Origin of the sequence: Mesorhizobium sp. M0522 (assembly GCF_040321085.1) — a bacterium.
GTDB lineage: Bacteria > Pseudomonadota > Alphaproteobacteria > Rhizobiales > Rhizobiaceae > Mesorhizobium.
This window is the reverse complement of the sequence record NZ_JAMYQW010000022.1, coordinates 64,086-80,612: the sequence shown is the minus strand read 5'-3', so window position 1 is coordinate 80,612 and position 16,527 is coordinate 64,086. Positions and strand designations below refer to the sequence as shown.

21 protein-coding genes are annotated in these 16,527 nt (G+C 60.2%); 11 read left to right on the top strand and 10 right to left on the bottom strand.

The genetic code is table 11. The annotated features are described in order from the left end of the window. The 3 genes from NKI58_RS22120 to NKI58_RS22110 all read right to left on the bottom strand — a co-directional run bounded on the left by NKI58_RS22120 (window position 1) and on the right by NKI58_RS22110 (window position 1,867). Window positions 1-831 (bottom strand): ATP-binding protein, encoded by an 831-nt coding sequence (locus NKI58_RS22120; protein WP_352827872.1) that lies wholly within the window; start codon window positions 829-831, stop codon window positions 1-3. Window positions 832-932: 101 nt separating this feature from the next. Then, window positions 933-1,457, bottom strand: coding sequence for a plastocyanin/azurin family copper-binding protein (locus tag NKI58_RS22115; protein WP_352853755.1), 525 nt, complete (start codon window positions 1,455-1,457; stop codon window positions 933-935). Then, window positions 1,454-1,867 carry a DUF5602 domain-containing protein gene (locus NKI58_RS22110; RefSeq protein ID WP_352594954.1) on the bottom strand — a complete coding sequence of 138 codons (414 nt, stop codon included), beginning with the start codon at window positions 1,865-1,867 and terminating at the stop codon, window positions 1,454-1,456. Before NKI58_RS22110 ends, NKI58_RS22115 begins: the two co-directional genes overlap by 4 nt. A 410-nt stretch (window positions 1,868-2,277) precedes the next feature. Here NKI58_RS22110 and NKI58_RS22105 point away from each other — a divergent pair, with 410 nt between their 5' ends. The 4 genes from NKI58_RS22105 to NKI58_RS22090 all read left to right on the top strand — a co-directional run bounded on the left by NKI58_RS22105 (window position 2,278) and on the right by NKI58_RS22090 (window position 4,277). Beyond that, window positions 2,278-2,823 carry a PTS sugar transporter subunit IIA gene (locus tag NKI58_RS22105; protein ID WP_352853753.1) on the top strand — a complete coding sequence of 182 codons (546 nt, stop codon included), beginning with the start codon at window positions 2,278-2,280 and terminating at the stop codon, window positions 2,821-2,823. 177 nt (window positions 2,824-3,000) lie between these two features. After that, complete coding sequence (locus tag NKI58_RS22100) at window positions 3,001-3,465, top strand: group III truncated hemoglobin (protein WP_352594949.1); 465 nt, start codon at window positions 3,001-3,003, stop codon at window positions 3,463-3,465. Window positions 3,466-3,523: 58 nt separating this feature from the next. Continuing rightward, complete coding sequence (locus NKI58_RS22095; protein WP_352594947.1) at window positions 3,524-3,985, top strand: RrF2 family transcriptional regulator; 462 nt, start codon at window positions 3,524-3,526, stop codon at window positions 3,983-3,985. A 148-nt stretch (window positions 3,986-4,133) separates the two neighbouring features. After that, the gene (locus NKI58_RS22090) at window positions 4,134-4,277 is read left to right on the top strand and encodes a hypothetical protein (RefSeq protein ID WP_352594944.1); all 144 of its coding nucleotides are present in this window, start codon (window positions 4,134-4,136) and stop codon (window positions 4,275-4,277) included. Window positions 4,278-4,704: 427 nt separating this feature from the next. Here NKI58_RS22090 and NKI58_RS22085 read toward each other — a convergent pair whose 3' ends face one another. Next, window positions 4,705-5,388 (bottom strand): response regulator, encoded by a 684-nt coding sequence (locus NKI58_RS22085; protein WP_023679211.1) that lies wholly within the window; start codon window positions 5,386-5,388, stop codon window positions 4,705-4,707. A gap of 388 nt (window positions 5,389-5,776) precedes the next feature. Between NKI58_RS22085 and NKI58_RS22080 the strand changes: the two genes are divergently transcribed. Beyond that, window positions 5,777-5,938 carry a hypothetical protein gene (locus NKI58_RS22080; RefSeq protein WP_352594941.1) on the top strand — a complete coding sequence of 54 codons (162 nt, stop codon included), beginning with the start codon at window positions 5,777-5,779 and terminating at the stop codon, window positions 5,936-5,938. Between the two features lie 187 nt (window positions 5,939-6,125). Here the strand turns inward: NKI58_RS22080 and gfa are convergent, their stop codons facing one another. Both gfa and NKI58_RS22070 read right to left on the bottom strand, forming a co-directional pair. Then, window positions 6,126-6,695: an S-(hydroxymethyl)glutathione synthase gene (gfa, locus tag NKI58_RS22075; protein WP_352451333.1), complete on the bottom strand. Its 570-nt coding sequence runs from the start codon at window positions 6,693-6,695 to the stop codon at window positions 6,126-6,128. Between the two features lie 71 nt (window positions 6,696-6,766). Then, entirely contained in the window at window positions 6,767-7,894 is a 1,128-nt protein-coding gene (locus NKI58_RS22070) for an S-(hydroxymethyl)glutathione dehydrogenase/class III alcohol dehydrogenase (RefSeq protein ID WP_352853751.1), read from the bottom strand. A gap of 242 nt (window positions 7,895-8,136) precedes the next feature. On the opposite strand from NKI58_RS22070, the gene NKI58_RS22065 reads away from it, so the two are divergent. The 5 genes from NKI58_RS22065 (at window position 8,137) to NKI58_RS22045 (ending at window position 12,762) form a co-directional block, all read left to right on the top strand. Then, a complete protein-coding gene (locus tag NKI58_RS22065; protein ID WP_352594016.1) occupies window positions 8,137-9,387 on the top strand; it encodes a lanthanide ABC transporter ABC transporter substrate-binding protein PedA1 in 1,251 nt (416 codons plus the stop codon). A gap of 21 nt (window positions 9,388-9,408) precedes the next feature. Continuing rightward, window positions 9,409-10,374: a YVTN family beta-propeller repeat protein gene (locus tag NKI58_RS22060; RefSeq protein ID WP_352541893.1), complete on the top strand. Its 966-nt coding sequence runs from the start codon at window positions 9,409-9,411 to the stop codon at window positions 10,372-10,374. A 98-nt stretch (window positions 10,375-10,472) separates the two neighbouring features. Further along, the gene (locus NKI58_RS22055; protein ID WP_031212311.1) at window positions 10,473-11,261 is read left to right on the top strand and encodes a lanthanide ABC transporter ATP-binding protein PedB/LutE; all 789 of its coding nucleotides are present in this window, start codon (window positions 10,473-10,475) and stop codon (window positions 11,259-11,261) included. 11 nt (window positions 11,262-11,272) lie between these two features. Next, on the top strand, window positions 11,273-12,133 hold the full coding sequence (locus NKI58_RS22050; protein ID WP_352827558.1) for a lanthanide ABC transporter permease protein PedC: 861 nt from the start codon (window positions 11,273-11,275) through the stop codon (window positions 12,131-12,133). Further along, a complete protein-coding gene (locus tag NKI58_RS22045) occupies window positions 12,133-12,762 on the top strand; it encodes a hypothetical protein (protein WP_352594014.1) in 630 nt (209 codons plus the stop codon). Before NKI58_RS22050 ends, NKI58_RS22045 begins: the two co-directional genes overlap by 1 nt. Window positions 12,763-12,789: 27 nt before the next feature. Here the strand turns inward: NKI58_RS22045 and NKI58_RS22040 are convergent, their stop codons facing one another. The 4 genes from NKI58_RS22040 to NKI58_RS22025 all read right to left on the bottom strand — a co-directional run bounded on the left by NKI58_RS22040 (window position 12,790) and on the right by NKI58_RS22025 (window position 16,062). Then, window positions 12,790-12,990 (bottom strand): hypothetical protein, encoded by a 201-nt coding sequence (locus NKI58_RS22040; protein ID WP_023678847.1) that lies wholly within the window; start codon window positions 12,988-12,990, stop codon window positions 12,790-12,792. Window positions 12,991-13,259: 269 nt separating this feature from the next. After that, window positions 13,260-14,075: an oxidoreductase gene (locus tag NKI58_RS22035; RefSeq protein WP_352594013.1), complete on the bottom strand. Its 816-nt coding sequence runs from the start codon at window positions 14,073-14,075 to the stop codon at window positions 13,260-13,262. Window positions 14,076-14,141: 66 nt separating this feature from the next. Further along, the gene (gene fabF / locus NKI58_RS22030) at window positions 14,142-15,446 is read right to left on the bottom strand and encodes a beta-ketoacyl-ACP synthase II (protein WP_352853749.1); all 1,305 of its coding nucleotides are present in this window, start codon (window positions 15,444-15,446) and stop codon (window positions 14,142-14,144) included. Between the two features lie 37 nt (window positions 15,447-15,483). Further along, window positions 15,484-16,062 carry a TetR/AcrR family transcriptional regulator gene (locus tag NKI58_RS22025; RefSeq protein WP_352594011.1) on the bottom strand — a complete coding sequence of 193 codons (579 nt, stop codon included), beginning with the start codon at window positions 16,060-16,062 and terminating at the stop codon, window positions 15,484-15,486. Window positions 16,063-16,141: 79 nt separating this feature from the next. On the opposite strand from NKI58_RS22025, the gene NKI58_RS22020 reads away from it, so the two are divergent. Continuing rightward, window positions 16,142-16,504 (top strand): hypothetical protein, encoded by a 363-nt coding sequence (locus NKI58_RS22020; RefSeq protein ID WP_352594010.1) that lies wholly within the window; start codon window positions 16,142-16,144, stop codon window positions 16,502-16,504. The last annotated feature ends 23 nt before the right edge of the window (window positions 16,505-16,527 follow it).

The window sequence follows — 16,527 nt, the reverse complement described above, 5'->3', positions numbered from 1 at the left end:
CTAAATATCCGACTGGACTGACGGGAACAGAAGGTCGACCGTTGTTCCAATCTCTCGTTCACTGCTTATTCGTATCCGACCACCAACCATCTGGGTCAGTGCCTGCACTTGTGGCATCCCTATCCCGGTTCCCTTCTCACCCTTCGTCGTGAAGAATGGATCGAACACCTTCCGCAAGACTTCAGGAGCCATTCCGCAACCGTGGTCTTTGACGCGAACGCATGCGTAGGTTCCAGGTCCGGGCGGGTCAGGTTTCGCGGTCGTCTGCACCAAACGCTTGGTGATGACGCGGATCTCCCCGCCACTTGGCATCGCATCTCGTGCGTTCATGACGAGATTAAGCACCGCGGTGTCGAAAAGTGCGGGATCGATCAAACAGTCTGGGACACCGGAACCAAGCTCCAGCTTGACGCGGACATCGGCTCCCGCGCCATACCTCAGGAAAGGCTCGAAAGATGTGAGGAACTCATTCAAATTGCCGGCCTGGATATCGACTTCCTGATGCTTTGCGAAGGCCAATAGCAGTGACGTTAGTTCGATCCCTCGATCGATTCCTTCCCGCGCGGCCGCAATGTAGGCACGAACCCTTTCGGGCTCGTCGGCTCTTCGTTCAGCGAGCCCGAGCCCGGATTCTATTACTGCCAGGAGGTTTCTGAAGTCATGGGCAATACCGCCCGTCATCTCGCCCAAGGCGGCAAGCCGGTGCGTCGCACGCTCGCGTTGCTCGGCCGCAGTTCGGGCATCGAGAGGTGCGTCCGGCACTTGGGTCCGCGCGTCGCGTCCGGCCTGAGATGATGGTTGAGTTTCACACGCAAACACGCAGGCTGTCATGAAAGTCCCCTCACTCACGACACCCAAGAAACTCGCGCTCCCACTGGTATCGTCGTATTAGGTCCACTTGTTGCGAGGGCCGTGCCTTTCATGCGCATGATCTAAGCGCGCCGGACGACCCGTCTCGTCATGATGTCTTCGACAGTCGGGAATGCCTTGAGGGCCTCCTCCGGTAGGTCGCCATTTGCTCCAATCATTTCAGCCCAGCCATGTGCCTCTGGTTCGCTGACGATAATGCGGCCGACCATTCCGGCGTGCTCATGCGGGATACAATAATAGTCGTAGACCCCCTGCTCGGTGAAGGTAACCGAAAAGCTCTCGTTGGGCAGGAGATAGTCAGAATCCCAAGATTTTGCCGCCTTGGGCATCCGAAGCGGCCGCTCGAAGTTTGTGGGATTGTACGCCGTCGTCGTATGCGAATTGCCGGGATTGAGATTGGTCCAGCGGATCGTCTGTCCTGGTTTGATCAGAATGCCTATCGGGTCGAACCAAACGTGTGAACCGTCGGCGCGCCCTTGCATCCGGATTTTGATCGCGTCGCCGGCCAATACTCCCACAGTAGAGAGCGAGAGGGCGGCGGCAAGGCCCCCGCCCGCGCTTAGTATCTCACGGCGCGTGAGTGTCATTTGGCGACCTGGGCCTCGTCAGCGGCCGAGACATGCCACAGCACGACGTGGACATGCGGCTCTTCGACTCCCGGATGGCCGGCATTGTAGTAGACATCGACATGGTCGACATTGCCGCCGGGTGAAGCGAGATCGTCAAAACGCTTGTCTGGATTGAGCTCCTTGGTCGGCAGCATATAAATCGTGCTGACAAGCTTGCCATCGTGGTCATAGGCAAGGAATGGTCCGGCAGGCAATGTCGTCGGATCAACGAAAAGTTGGCCCATGCCCGGCAGGAAGTCCGGCAGCTTCACAAGCTTGCTGACCTGTTCGTACGGAGCGGCTGGCGGAGCTTTGGTGACCTCATCCGCCGCCATGGCGCAAAGCGAACTGCCCACTGTCAGGGCAACTGCGAGGACGAGTTTTTTCATCACGCTATCTCCTTGTTGAACTAAAAACGCGATGGCCGAAGATCTGGACTCAAAGAATCCGGTTTTCACTTGCTGGCGCGGCCTGTTCGCGTCCAGCCAGCAAGCAGGAGACTGTTCTGATCGTCAAACGAAATTAACTGGCATTTCAGTGCATTATTTCTGCTCGTCCAAGCGTGCCCTGTTTGCTTGATTTCGAAAAATCTTTCACTACCTCTGAAGTGCTATGAATATTTTCCATCTCGATTCCCGGCAGCCGAGACTCCTCAAAACGGGTCATTAGCCCGGACGCGAGAAAGCCTTGGCTTCGCGTCCGGGACAGCCAGCATCTCCACACCTCATCTGCCTTGCTTAACCAGTGCAGCTGAACGCTGATTTGCGATCGCGTTTGGATCGACTTGGAGTTGGCCCTGATGATCTCCCCCGTCTTGTCAGAGGAAGGCATTTCGCTTGACCTTACGACAAAGGGAAAGCAATCAGCCTTATCAAAAATCGCGATCAGGATTGCGCGAAGAGCCGGGCTTGATGAGCAGGTGGTTGTCCGTGGTCTCTTCGACCGCGAGGATTTCGGCTCGACGGGCATAGGTCGTGGCGTCGCAATCCCGCACGCTCTACTGGGTATGATCTCTTCGCCTGTCGCGTCTTTGACACGCTTGGCCCAGCCGATCGATTTCGACGGCCCCGACGACGACCCCGTCGATCTCATTTACACTGTACTCTGGCCGCGCTCTGCCACTTCCGCCTTCCTCCCTGCCCTTTCGCAAATATGCCGGGTGCTTCGGACATCTCAAGTTCGGGAGCGACTCCGACAGGCACAGTCATCCGATGAGGCGTTGGCGATTCTCGAAACTGAGCCGCTTCCGACGCATACTTGCCGCGTCGGGCCTGGCGTCGTGATACCTAAGCAGTTCAGCAACGCCTTAGAATCCAGTGGCGCGGCACAAACCACGGCCAACTAAGAGGCTCGTCACCAGCGGATTGGGCCAGGCAGATCTGCTTCAGCTTCGGATTCCCACTTCATGCGTGCTTTGTCGCGCAATAACATAGATTGACAATCTATCTTTTATGTCGCATCCATCGAGGAGCGAACCCAAGGCTTGAGCCCGCTCGCATTGGGGAAAAACAGGAGCGTCCAGATGAGTGAGAAAGGTCTGAGTAGGAGAACTATCGTCGTCGACGGCGTCCTGTTGCCGGACGTGCTCGACGAGACAATGATCCGCGGCGTGATCCACGGTTTTTATGACGAAATTCGTCGTGATGACATTCTCGGCCCCATTTTCCACGACCGGATTGAGCCCGACAAGTGGCCGCAGCATCTGGCGAAGATGTGCGACTTCTGGTCTGCGACGCTACTTCGGACTTCGCGATATGAAGGCCGGCCACTACCGCCACACCTGGCCATAGCCGGTCTCGGCGAGGCGCATTTCCGTCGCTGGTTAAAGTTATTTCGGGCAACGGTACACCGCATTTGCCCGCCCGAGGTGGCAGCGCTCTTTATGGAGCGCGCGTTGCGCATCGCTCACAGTTTCCGTCTCGCGGTCGCCTTCAGCCGTGGCGAGACTACGATTGGCATCGAACCTATTGCCGAGAAAGACCTGTGATGCCGAATTGGTTTGTTAGTGGTTCCCATAACAGCACGCCAACCCAAGAGAGGCACCGTTGAGGCTGACCAACTTCTCGGACTATGCTTTGAGGATGCTGATGTACGCGGCCTCCGCCGGGGATCGCCTGATCACGATCGAGGAGACTGCTCGCACCTTCAAGGTGTCGAAGACACACCTCAACAAAGTCGCCAATACCCTGACACGCGGCGGTTACCTGAAGGCGGTCCGCGGCCGTTCCGGCGGTCTTGTCCTGGGGCTCCGGCCCGAGATGATCCGAATCGGCGATGTCATACGGCTGACCGAGCCGGATTTCGCGGTTGTGGAGTGCTTCGCCACGGGAAACCAATGTGTTCTCACCGGCTCCTGCAAGCTTTCAAGCATGTTTGGCGAAGCGATCGCCTCCTTCCAGAGCACCCTTGACCGCTACACGCTGGCCGACGTCACCCTGATGCCTCAGGATTTCCTTGGCAAGCCGTCACCACTCCGAGTTTCCGGCGTGGCGCAAAGCGGCGAGTAAGGTCGACATCTCTCTACGATCGGAGACAAAATATTGCGCCGCGAAGGATCAAGAGCCGCACCATCTCATCGCGTGATCAATTTGAGACGGCGCAGGCGGCCGTCACAGACCGGACGTATGTTCGATTTTTCCCGCACGGAGACGAGCCATGGCTGAACCAAAGAAGAACCATGAGCAGATAACGAAGCAATTTGAATCGGGTATCGACCCGGACAACAGTCTGTTGCCGATGCTGGTCGGCGGCCTTGTCCTTATCGTGATCGGCGCGATCATAGTCATGATGTTTGTCTAGTTCGCAATGAGGGCTGTGGCGCAATCGAGAAAGCGGCCTCGTGACTTGGGCGCCGCAAGCAATGCCGCGGCGCCCACGAGCTAGCTGGTATTGACTGTTAAAGATTAGAGAGGTCTTCGCGACCTGCACTGGCAGCACCCAATTCGGAAACGCTCATCCGCTGGAATGTGCCCTGACCGAGATGAATCCAACTCTTGCCCACGGAGGTGCCAGATAGTGGTCCGCATACCCACTTTCTATTTCCTGCTGCGGGTTGGTCGGCGACACGAGCGTTTTCACCGCACCGAGCGGGAAGCCGATGACGAAGGAGAGAGGCGCGGGTTGCTTAGCTGGTGGCCGGAACGTGAGAGCCGTGGCTAGTCTAGTCCGATTGCGGTGACACGAGTGCGGTCGACTACGGTGACAGTGCGCTTTTTAGCGAGCGCTCTCAAAACCCCGCCGGATCGCGAAAAAGCTCGGCATTGTCGAGCTTCGAGACCTCGATCACCGCCTGTGTGCGGCTGTAGACGTTGAGCTTGCGCAGGATTTCGGAGACATGCGCCTTGACTGTGGTCTCGCCGACCTGCAGTTCATAGGCGATCTGCTTGTTGAGCAGGCCCTGGCGCAGCATCTGCAGCACTTTGAGCTGCTGCGGCGTCAGCGTAGCCAGGCGCTGCACCATCTCGGCGCGGTCGGTGCTGTCGGCGTCGCGCGGCCGGCCTTCATAAGTCTCGGGAACATAGATCGCGCCTTCCATCACCGAGCGAATGGCGGCCGCAAGGTCGCTCTTGCGCGCCGATTTCGGGATGAAGCCGGCCGCACCGTACGACAGCGCCTCTGAAATGATCTTCGGTTCCTCATAGCCGGAGACGATGACCACCGGCAGGCGCGGATAACGCGTCCTGAGCTGCAGCAGCCCGTCAAACCCATGCACGTCGGGCATACTGAGATCGAGCAGCGCCAGGTCGAACGGCTTGGCATCCGTCAGAAGCTCGAGCGCCTCGGCAATCGAGCGTGCCTCGACCGTGTCGACTTCCGGATAGGCCATCTGCACGGCACTATGCAACGCCTCGCGAAACAGCGGATGGTCGTCAATGATCAGGAACCTGGCGCGATCGGTCATCAGCTTCATTTCGGTTTGGTCTGGCCTAGAATAGTCCTGCAACCATGGCCAGCTTATTGGCAAATAGTACATTGCCATCTTGGCCGGCTAAAGCAGAATGTGTCCATGATTTCCGCGGCGCCACGCGGCAGATGTGGCCGTTCTGAAATGCAATGCCTTGCCCGGTGGGCCAAATCGGCCGAATGTGCCGGCGACAGATCCATTGAAACAGAGACAGGTCGTGACGGACTTCCGGCTTCGCGTGACAGCCAGTGACCGCCGGCTTTCGCACTGTTGCCGGCCGCCACACGACGCTTCCCCGACGCCCGCCTTGTTCGCGGCCGCACCGATGGTATGGGCTGGTCCGGGGTCGCGCTGGTACACGGGCTGGTTTCCTGGACAAAACGCAGCAAAGCTGATGGTGCTGCCGTTCAAGCCCCGCCAGGCGCTCGATATCGTACTGGTAAGGAGCACCACCTTGCCGCCATCGCGCTTCGGGCGCGACTTTGCCCGCGATATCCAAGCTGTAGTCCACGATCTGGGCCGCGCCGAGCCAGAACCAACTGATCGCAGTCGCTGATCTTGAAGCTATACGATCCGGTTGGACCAATTTCAGCATATTCCCGTTGAGCCCAACGCCCCCCGAGGCTGACAGCACGTCGGCAATGACTTACGAAGCGTGTCCGTCTACGCGCTCGCCTGCGTTCGTTCCAACGCCTGGGACCGGGCGATTTCGTCCGGCCCCAAAGATAGTGTCTGATCAGTCGTTAGGCCGGCAACGCGCCGGACCGCTTGGCCGTCCAGGTGGCGATATAGTCCATCAGTCCTGGATTGAGGCAATCATAAGGTTCGAGCCCGATCGACTTCAGCTGTGACCTTATGCCGTCCATGCGGCTCGGATCGACACCGGACTCGATGATCGAAGAGACAAAGGCGGTGAAGCCCGGCGGCGACCAGCCGTCTTCCTGGAAGCGTTCGGGATGGATGAAGGACAGCCCCTTGAAAGCGTGGTCGCGCTCGACCGGGCCGTGCATGTGGACGCCGCAGCCGGTGCAGGCATGGCGCAGGATCAGCGCGCCCGGATCGACGATCTTCAGCTTGTCGCCGTTTTCGGTCACCGTCACGTCGTTTGTACCGGCAACCGCCACGACCGAGAACAGCGCGCCTTCCGGCTTCCAGCATTTGGTGCAGCCGCAAGCATGGTTGTGGGCGATCTGGCCCTTGACCTTCACCTTGACCGGGTTGCTGGTGCAGGCGCAGACCAGCGTGCCGCCGGCAAAGTCGGCCTTTTCCCGTGGCAGTCCATTGTCGATTTTAGGATGCAGTTTTTCCGGCATTTTTGTCTCCTCCCGTGTTGAACATCTGCATTTTTCGGCCGTTGGCTGGTTAGCCGGCGGCTTTCTCCTCCTCAGTAAACCACCACGCTCCTGATCGACTTGCCTTCATGCATCAGGTCAAAGCCCTTGTTGATGTCCTCGAGCTTCAGCGTGTGGGTGATCATCGGATCGATCTCGATCTTGCCGGCCATGTACCAGTCGACGATCTTCGGCACGTCGGTGCGGCCGCGCGCGCCGCCGAAGGCGGTGCCCATCCAGGTGCGGCCGGTGACCAGCTGGAACGGCCGCGTCGAGATCTCCTGGCCGGCGCCGGCAACGCCGATGATGACCGACTTGCCCCAGCCGCGATGCGACGATTCTAGCGCCTGCCGCATGACTTTGGTGTTGCCGGTGCAGTCGAACGTGTAGTCGGCGCCGCCGATCTGGTCGGCGCCGCGCTTGGTCATGTTGACGAGATGAGCCACGACATCGCCGTCGATCTCCTTCGGATTGACGAAATGCGTCATGCCGAATTTCTCGCCCCAGGCTCGTCTGTCGTTGTTCAGGTCGACGCCGATGATCATGTCGGCGCCGGCAAGGCGCAGGCCCTGGATGACGTTGAGGCCGATGCCGCCGAGGCCGAACACGACCGCCGTCGCGCCTTGCTCGACCTTGGCCGTGTTGATCACAGCGCCGATGCCGGTGGTGACGCCGCAGCCGATGTAGCAGATCTTGTCGAACGGGGCGTCGGCATTGACCCTGGCCACCGCGATCTCGGGCAGCACGGTGAAGTTGGAGAAGGTCGAGCAGCCCATATAGTGGAACAGCTTGTCCTTGCCGATCGAGAAGCGCGAGGTGCCGTCGGGCATCAAGCCCTGTCCCTGCGTGGCGCGGATGGCGGTGCACAGATTGGTCTTGCGCGACAGGCAGGACGGGCACTGCCGGCATTCCGGCGTATAGAGCGGGATGACATGGTCGCCCTTCCTGACCGAGGTGACGCCCTTGCCGACGTCGACGACGATGCCGGCGCCCTCATGGCCGAGGATCGCCGGAAACAGGCCTTCCGGGTCGGCGCCCGACAGCGTGAACTCGTCGGTGTGGCAGATGCCGGTTGCCTTGATCTCGACCAGCACCTCGCCATCACGCGGACCTTCGAGGTCGACCTCCATGATCTCCAGCGGCTTTCCGGCGGCGACGGCGACAGCGGCGCGCGTTTTCATCAGGCAATCCTCCCATGACGACCCATAGAGTTTCACATTCCGCCATTGCTGCGGATGAGACCGCAACACGCTCATTCATCGCCGTATCCCCGCGAAAAGGAATAGGACTAAAGCAGACACGTAAGTCCACTTGCAGGGCTTTGATAAATCTTGTGGCGTCCGCTAAGCTCATTGTGGGCACCTTGAATTCGCGCTGGTCCGGGAACAATCGGACTTTAGTGCAAGAATGGGCAGTTTTATCGATGACGAGCGCGGTGCCAGGCACTCTCGCGGCCTTTTTGTGCTTTTTTTTCCAGACCGCCAACGTTACAGGCGTGATAGCCCAGGAAGTGACGGGCAAGCAACCGGTCGCAGCCGACAGGCCGGAAAGAAAGATAACCGAAATCAGAATAGGTTATTTGCGGGCCTACGCGCCGCAACTGGCGCTTTCCCTGCTGGACCTGCCGCCACGCGACGAAGGTGTCGCCGGCGCCAATGTGGCGATCGGCGATAACAACACGACAGGAAAGTTCCTCAGCCAGAAATTCAGCCTCGACATAGCCGAGGTCAAGCCGGACGCCGACGCGGTTGAGGCGTTCAACGATCTGATTGCCAAAGGTGACCGCTATGTTGTCGCTGACCTCTCGGCCAGGCAATTGCTGTCGATCGCCGACATCGCCCGCGACAAGGGCGTTCTGGTCTTCAATGTCGGTGCCACCGACGACAGCCTGCGCGAGGAAGACTGCCGCATAAATATTTTCCATATCGCGCCGACGCGAAGCATGCTGGCTGACGCGCTGGCGCAGTATCTCGTGGTAAAGAAATGGCCGAATTGGGTGCTGCTCTACGGTTCGCATGAGCGGGATCATCTCTATGCGGACGCGTTGCGCCGCGCGGCGGCCCGCTTCGGCGGTCAGATCGTCGCCGAGAAGGAGTTCAAAGACACCGGCACGGCGCGCCGCACCGACACCGGCGCCACGCAGATACAGCAGCAGATTTCCGTGTTCACGCAGGATCTGCCGGAGCATGACGTGGTGCTTGTCGCCGATGAGAGCGAGGTGTTCGGAACCTATGTGCCCTACCGCACCTGGACACCGCGGCTGGTCGCTGGCACGGCCGGTCTTGTCGCATCGTCCTGGCATCCCGCGAGCGAGCAATGGGGTGGCATTCAAATGCAAAGCCGTTTCCTGAAGACGACCGGCCGGCGAATGCTGTCCAAGGATATGTCGGCCTGGACGGCGGTGCGGGCGGTGGGCGAAGCCAGCACGCGGACCAATGGCGACGATCCGAAGAAGATCAGCGACTACATCGGCTCGGACGATTTCTCGGTCGCCGCCTTCAAGGGACAGAAGCTGACCTTCCGCCAGTGGAACCATCAGCTTCGCCAGCCAATCCTGCTCGGCGACACCAAATCCGTGGTCTCGACATCGCCACAGGAGGGTTATCTCCACCAGATCTCCGAGCTCGATACGCTCGGCGTCGATCAGCCGGAAACGAAATGCGTCCTTAAGTAGAACCAATCGGGAGGAATTTTCGTGCAGAGACGAGCTTGCGCACTCGCCATTCTCGGCTTCATGGCCAATCCGGCGTGGGCTTACACCGTTTATGTCTCCAACGAGAAAGACAATACGATAACGGTCGTCGACACGGCGACGATGCAAGTGGTGAAGACCGTCGAAGTCGGCCAGAGGCCGCGCGGTATCACCATCTCGCATGACGGCAAGTTCATCTATTTGTGCGCCAGCGATGACGATACGATCGAAATCATCGATACCGCGACGCTGCAGATCGTTGGCACGCTGCCATCAGGCCCCGATCCCGAACTGTTCGTGCTTTCGCCCGACGGCAAGACGCTCTACGTCGCCAACGAGGACGACAATCTCGTCACCGCGATCAACGTCGAGAGCAAGCAGGTCATGACCGAGATTCCCGTTGGGGTGGAGCCTGAAGGCATGGCCGTCAGTCCCGATGGCAAAACCATGGTCAACACCTCCGAAACCACCAGCATGGCGCATTTCATCGACACCGACAGCCATGAGGTGACCGACAACGTCCTGGTCGACACGCGTCCGCGCTTTGCGCAATTCAAGCCCGACGGATCACAGATCTGGGTCAGTGCCGAAATCGGCGGTACCGTCAGCGTCATCGACAGTCTCAAACGCGAGGTGGTGAAGAAGATCCAGTTCGCGATTGCGGGACTGCGGCCCGAAACCATCCAGCCGGTCGGCATCGCAATCAGCGCGGACGGCAAGAAAGCCTATGTCGCGCTCGGCCCAGCGAACCACGTCGCCGTCATCAACACCGAAACCTACGAGGTGGAAAAATACATCCTGGTCGGCCAGCGCGTCTGGCATCTCGACTTCACCCCCGATCAGAAGACGCTGATCACCACCAACGGCAATTCCAACGACATCACATTCATCGACACGGCGACGGACGAGCCGGTTCAATCGGTTACGGTGGGCCAGCAGCCTTGGGGCGTGGCCATATCGCCCCACTAGACCGCAGCAATGATCAGGGAGGCCGACGTGATGAATATTTGCCGCGGGGATGTTGCAAGTGCACTAGATAACCAGCGCGCCCCGAAGGAGCCAGCGGCATGCAGCATGTGAGGACAAGCGGAGCTGGAGAGGAGGTGGCAGCGCTCGATGTTGCCGGCATCAGCCATTCCTATGGTCCGAAGCGAGCGCTCCAGGACGTCTCATTCTCGATCGCGCCGGGAACTTTCACCGTGCTGCTCGGCCTCAATGGGGCCGGCAAGACAACTTTGTTCTCACTGATCAGCCATCTTTACGGCACCCGCCGCGGATCGATCCGCATCTTCGGCCATGACGTCAGCCGCGCTTCGGGCGAAGCGCTCAGGCGTGTCGGCATCGTATTCCAGGCACGCACGCTCGACCTCGACCTCAGCGTCCACCAGAACCTCTCCTACCACGCCTCGCTGCATGGCATTGGCGGACACCAAGCCCGGCAGCGCATTGCCGCGCTGCTCGATACAGTCAACATGCAGGGCCGTCAGCATGACAAGGCACGCAGTCTTTCCGGCGGCCAAATGCGGCGCATCGAGATCGCGCGGGCGCTGCTCCACCGCCCTTCCCTGCTGCTGCTCGACGAGGCGACGGTCGGTCTCGACATCCAGTCGCGTGCGGGCATTTTGGCCACCATCCGCAAACTCGTCGAAACCGAGGGCATCGGTGTGCTGTGGGCGACGCATCTGATCGATGAGGTCGAAGACGGCGACCACGTCGTCGTGCTGCGGCAGGGCGACCTGGTTGCCAAGGGTAAGGTGGCCGATGTCGTTGCGACGAGCGGTGCCAGTTCGATCCGCGACGCCTTTTCCAGGCTCAACCGCATCGAAACAAGCGGCATCGCGGAGATGTCGCCATGAGCGCTCCCGCAATGCCCGCAAAAGTCGCCGCCCTCACGCCGGTGAAGTTCGAACAGTTTGGGCTCCACCACTACCTTGTTTGCCTCAAAGGGATCGTCGTGCGGGAGTGCCTGCGCTTCCTGCATCAGCGCGAGCGCTTTATATCCTCGCTGGTTCGGCCGCTCGTCTGGCTGTTCATTTTTGCCGCCGGATTCCGGCAGGTGCTCGGCGTATCGATCATCCCGCCCTACAAGACCTACGTGCTCTATGAGGTCTACATCACGCCGGGCCTGTGCGGCATGATTCTGCTGTTTTCGGGCATGCAGTCTTCGCTGTCGATGGTCTATGATCGCGAAATGGGCAACATGCGCACCCTGCTGGTCAGCCCCTTCCCGCGTTGGTTTTTACTGATCTCGAAGATGTTCGCCGGTGTCGCCGTGTCGATCGCGCAGGTTTACGCGTTCCTGATCGTTGCCTGGTTCTGGGGCGTCAAGGCCCCGCCGCTTGGCTATCTCACCGTGCTGCCGGCGCTGTTCCTGTCAGGCATGATGCTGTGCGCGCTCGGCATGCTTCTGTCCTCAATGATCAAGCAGCTCGAAAACTTCGCTGGCATCATGAACTTCGTCATCTTTCCCGGCTATTTCGCTTCTCCGGCACTCTATCCCTTGTGGCGTATCCAGGAGGCTAGCCCCCTGCTCTACAAAATCTGCCTCGCCAATCCATTTACTTACGCCGTCGAACTGATCCGCTTCGCCTTCTACGGCCAGGTTGACTGGCTGTCGCTGGGCGTCGTTGCCGGCTGCACGCTGCTGTTCCTTGCCGCCGCCATCATCGCCTACGACCCTTCGCGCGGCCTGATGACCCGCAAACAGGACACGGGAGGAAATGCCTGATGGCGCGAATGATCCATGTTCGCGGTCTGGCTCTGGTCGCCATGCTCGCGCCGGGCGTCAACGCCATGGCAGCCGACCCCGATCCAGACTGGCCCTGCATGCAGCGCAAGGTGCCGCAACTCTCGCTCGGCCAGATCTGGAGCGGACCGGACCTTCCTTCAGCCGCGAAGGACTGGTCGAAGGACCCCACCATCTCCGCCCTGATCGAGGAAGTGGCAGCTCGCCGGATGCCGATTGCGGAAGCTCAAAAGAAGATCAGGGATTTCGCCGCCTCCTTGCCGGCCGAGCAACTTGCACCCAAAATGACGATGATGGTGCAAGGCATGTTCGACCACCTGGACGCCGAGCGCTCGCAGGTGATCTCCGGCATTTCCCGCTACGCCCACAAGCAGCTCGAAATGGCCGCCGCGTTGCGCAAGGAAGCGTCCGAGGTCGATGCATTGCGGGCAACGCCGGATGCAGATCCCGAAGAGATCGATCGGCGAACCGAACAGCTGAAATTCGCAACGCGAATTTTCAATGAACGCGTCCAATCACTGACCTACGTCTGTGAAGTGCCGACGCTAATCGAGCAGCGGCTTTATCAATTGTCCAAGGCCGTCTCGGAAACGCTCGCCGCGAAGAAATAGAACCTCATTCGATCTTCGCGGCGGATATCACGATCCACGGCCGGGCAGCACGCGCCAGCGCTGAACGAAATAACCGGGATGCGTCTCGATCCACTGGGCTACCAGCGATTGCGCCTGCATGAAGGCGGTCCCGGGATTCATCGCCAGGCCGTCCACCATCTGTTCGCGTTGTTCACAGGTCTGCGGCACATCCGTCAGGCAGACCATCATAACGAGCGTGTAGAGCATTACCCCTTGTCCCCATCGATTCCCGAACCCCATGCCCGGGAGTTTCCGTGATACCGACCAGTCTGCAGGGATCGCACATACGGATCACTTACGGTGTGAAAGGAACGTGGCCCCCGCTCTTTCGCGCCGCAATATAACATGGCGCTAATCTAACGCCAACGACCGCAGGGCGTTCTCCAGAGCAATCGCGTCAGGTTGCGCCGCGCCACCGTGGTGCCGATGTTTCCAGCGTCGATGATTCCGATCTTCACGGGTGTTCGTCGATGTCATCAAACCGGGAGCCCGAGTTGCTTTCGCAGGCTTTTGTCGAATGCGGATGCGGGGACGAAACGGCGCAGGAAACTGACCTGGCGCGCCATTTTTCCAGCCGCATAGCGCCCCTTCGGAGCGGGATCGGTCGCAGCCGCCAAAACGGTCCTGGCCACCACTTCCGGCGTATCGCCTTTTTCCATCGCTTTCCGCACAGCTGCATTCATGCCAGCGCGAGCAGAGCCATAGATGTCAAGCAACTGATCCGGCCTGGCGAGATTTTCTTCAAATGAGGTGCGGGTATAGGCGGGCTCCACCAACACGACGCGAATTCCGAAAGTACGCAGTTCGTGGTCGAGCGATTCGGAGTAGCCCTCAACGGCATGCTTGGTCGACGAATAAAGCGCGAAATAGGGAGCTGGAATAAACCCCTGCACCGAGCTCAAATTGACGATTCTGCCCTTGCCTTGGCGGCGCATTGTCGGCAACACCGCTTTGGTTACTCGCATAACGCCAAAGACGTTCACGTCAAACAACGACCTGGCCTGGGCCATCGAGGACTCCTCCGCGCCACCAAGCAGGCCAACGCCGGCATTATTGACAAGCAGGTCGATGCGCCCGGTCTCGGCCAGCACGTCCTGGACAAGTTTCGCCACGGACGTGTCATCTGTCACGTCACAGGCCAGCATGGTAACGCCATCGGATCGGTCGACGACCGCGCGACGGCTGGTTCCGAACACGCGAAAGCCCGCGTTCTGCAGGGCTTTGGCCGTTGTGTGCCCGATACCGCTGGATGCCCCTGTCACCAGGGCGACGCCTAGATTGGTCTTGTTCATGGAGATCACTTCTTTCTTCGTTTTGGATTGGCGTGGGAGAAGCACGACAGGTCGGAGCGAAAGGCGTCAATCATGAGCGCCTCTGGTACTCGCGCCGGCCAGATCATCCGTCCAGCGCCGGAACAGAGCGCTGGCATTAACGCCTCCGAAGCCGAAGCCATTGGAGATTGCATAGCCCATCGCCATCGGCCGGGCCCGGTTTGCGACGAAGTCGATCCCGTCGCCGGCCGGATCGGGAGCGCTCAGATTGAGGGTCGGCGGTGCCATCTGATCCCTGAGCGCCAGGATTGCGAAGATTGCTCCGAGCCCGCCGGCGGCTCCGAGCAGGTGTCCGGTCGCCGATTTCGTTGCACTGACAGCTATCGCGAAATCGCGCCCGAACAGGCTCTTGATCGCTTCGATCTCACCCAGGTCGCCCACCGGCGTGGAGGTCGCATGGGCATTGAGATGACGAACCTCGCGGGGCGAAATCCCTGCTTGGGCGATTGCGATCTCCATGGCCCGGCGCGCACCGTCGCCGTCCTCGGGACCGGAGGTGACGTGATGAGCATCCGCCGTCGTGCCGTAGCCGACAAGCTCGGCCAGCGGTCTTGCGCCGCGCGCCAGCGCGTGGCTCAATTCCTCGATGACCAGCATGCCGGCTCCTTCGCCCATGACGAAGCCGTCCCGCGACTTGTCGAACGGTCGGGAGGCCTCATCAGGACGGTGATTAAAGGACGTCGAAAGAGAGCGTGCCGCGGCAAACCCACCGAGGCTGACAAGATTCGTGCATGCTTCCGTCCCGCCGCACACGGCAATATCGGTCTCGTTGGCGCGGATTAGGCGAGCCGCATCGCCGATCGCCTGAATGCCGGCCGCGCACGCCGTCACGGGTGCACCGAGCGGACCTTTGAAGCCATAGCGGATCGAGACGTGGCCTGCCGCGAGGTTCACCAGGAAGGACGGCACCGTAAAAGGTGATAGACGGCGGACGCCGCGCCGGTCGACCGTGCGCACCGCCTCGGTTATGGCCGGGAACCCGCCGACGCCCGAGGCGATGATCGTGGCCGTGCGCAAGCGATCCGCTTCCGAGACGGGGGCCCATCTTGCTTGGGCGAGCGCCTCTTGTGCCGCGGCCAGCGCAAAGAGAATGAACCGGTCTACCTTGCGCTGATCCTTCGGCGGAAGGATGGCTTCCGGATCGAAACCAGCGTCCGGATCTTCTTCTGTGGAGGGCACCACCCCGCCGACCTTCGCCGGCAGGTCGCACACCACATCATCCGCAAGCCTCCGGATGCCCGAGCGGCCGGCCAGGAGACGCGACCAGGACGTTTCAACATCGGCAGCAAGGGGCGTAACCGCTCCCATGCCCGTAACAACAATCCGTCGCATCTATTTTCCTGTCAGTTCGGGCGCGCCGCCACGCCGTTCAAGCGCCGGCTGATTCACGAACCTGATTGGCCGCCGCATCCAGAAAGGCCTGCGCGAGGTCAGGATCGTTGATGACGCGGGATAACATCAGCGCACCGACCATCGTCGAGAGAATGGCCATGGCCCTGCCATCGAACTCCCCGCCACTGGTCTCAGCAATGAAACGGCCGAGGATCTCGAGATGCTCCTTGATCCCGGCTTCGAACGGCGCTTTCACGTCCTTGCCCTGTCTGGCGGCATCCGAGCCGAGCGCCACGATCGGGCAGCCGTCCATCTTTTCTCCGCGATGATCCATACTGAGGTAGAACGCGATCACCGCGCCAAGCGGATCATCAGGGTTTGCCGCAGTCGCGGCCGACCATCGACGGGTGGCGCTCTCCATCGCCCGCCTGGACGCCTGCGCCGCCAGGTCGTCCTTGGATGCGAACTGCTTGTAAAACGCGCCTTGGGTCAGTCCGGCACCCTTCATCAGATCCTTAAGGCCGATACCATCAAAGCCGCGCTCCCGAAAAAGGCGGCTTGCCACGTTGATGACGGTTTCTCGGTTTTCCGCTGCCTGAGTACGACTTACGCGCATTGTTGACCTCTTTTTTAGATTGCGTTCGTAATCTATAGCCTATATAGAGTTCGAACGCAATCTAAAAAGGAGATGCGAAATGATCCGCAAAACCCTGAGCGCATCGCTCCTGGCCGCGCTGTTTCTTGCGACCCCGGCTTTTGCCGAGGGAGCCACCATCGGACGCCCGATCGAGGGCGGCAGCCTGCACGAGGGACACCTTGACATGGTTGTCTACTACGTTCCGGTCGACGGCGGCCTCCTGGAGGTCACCGCCACCTTCGCGCCGAAGACCGGGGGCGATCCGCTGCGCGTCGTCATGGGCCTCGCCGACGACGACTCCGTGGCATTTTCCATGCCGGGCCACCAGGACGCGCTCTACGCGTTCTCAAGGTCCGGGGATGAGGTGACGGTGTCGACCGAGACTGACATGCATCTGCGAGCCGACGCGACAATACGCTGAGCCGAAGTTCAGACCGCAGCCGG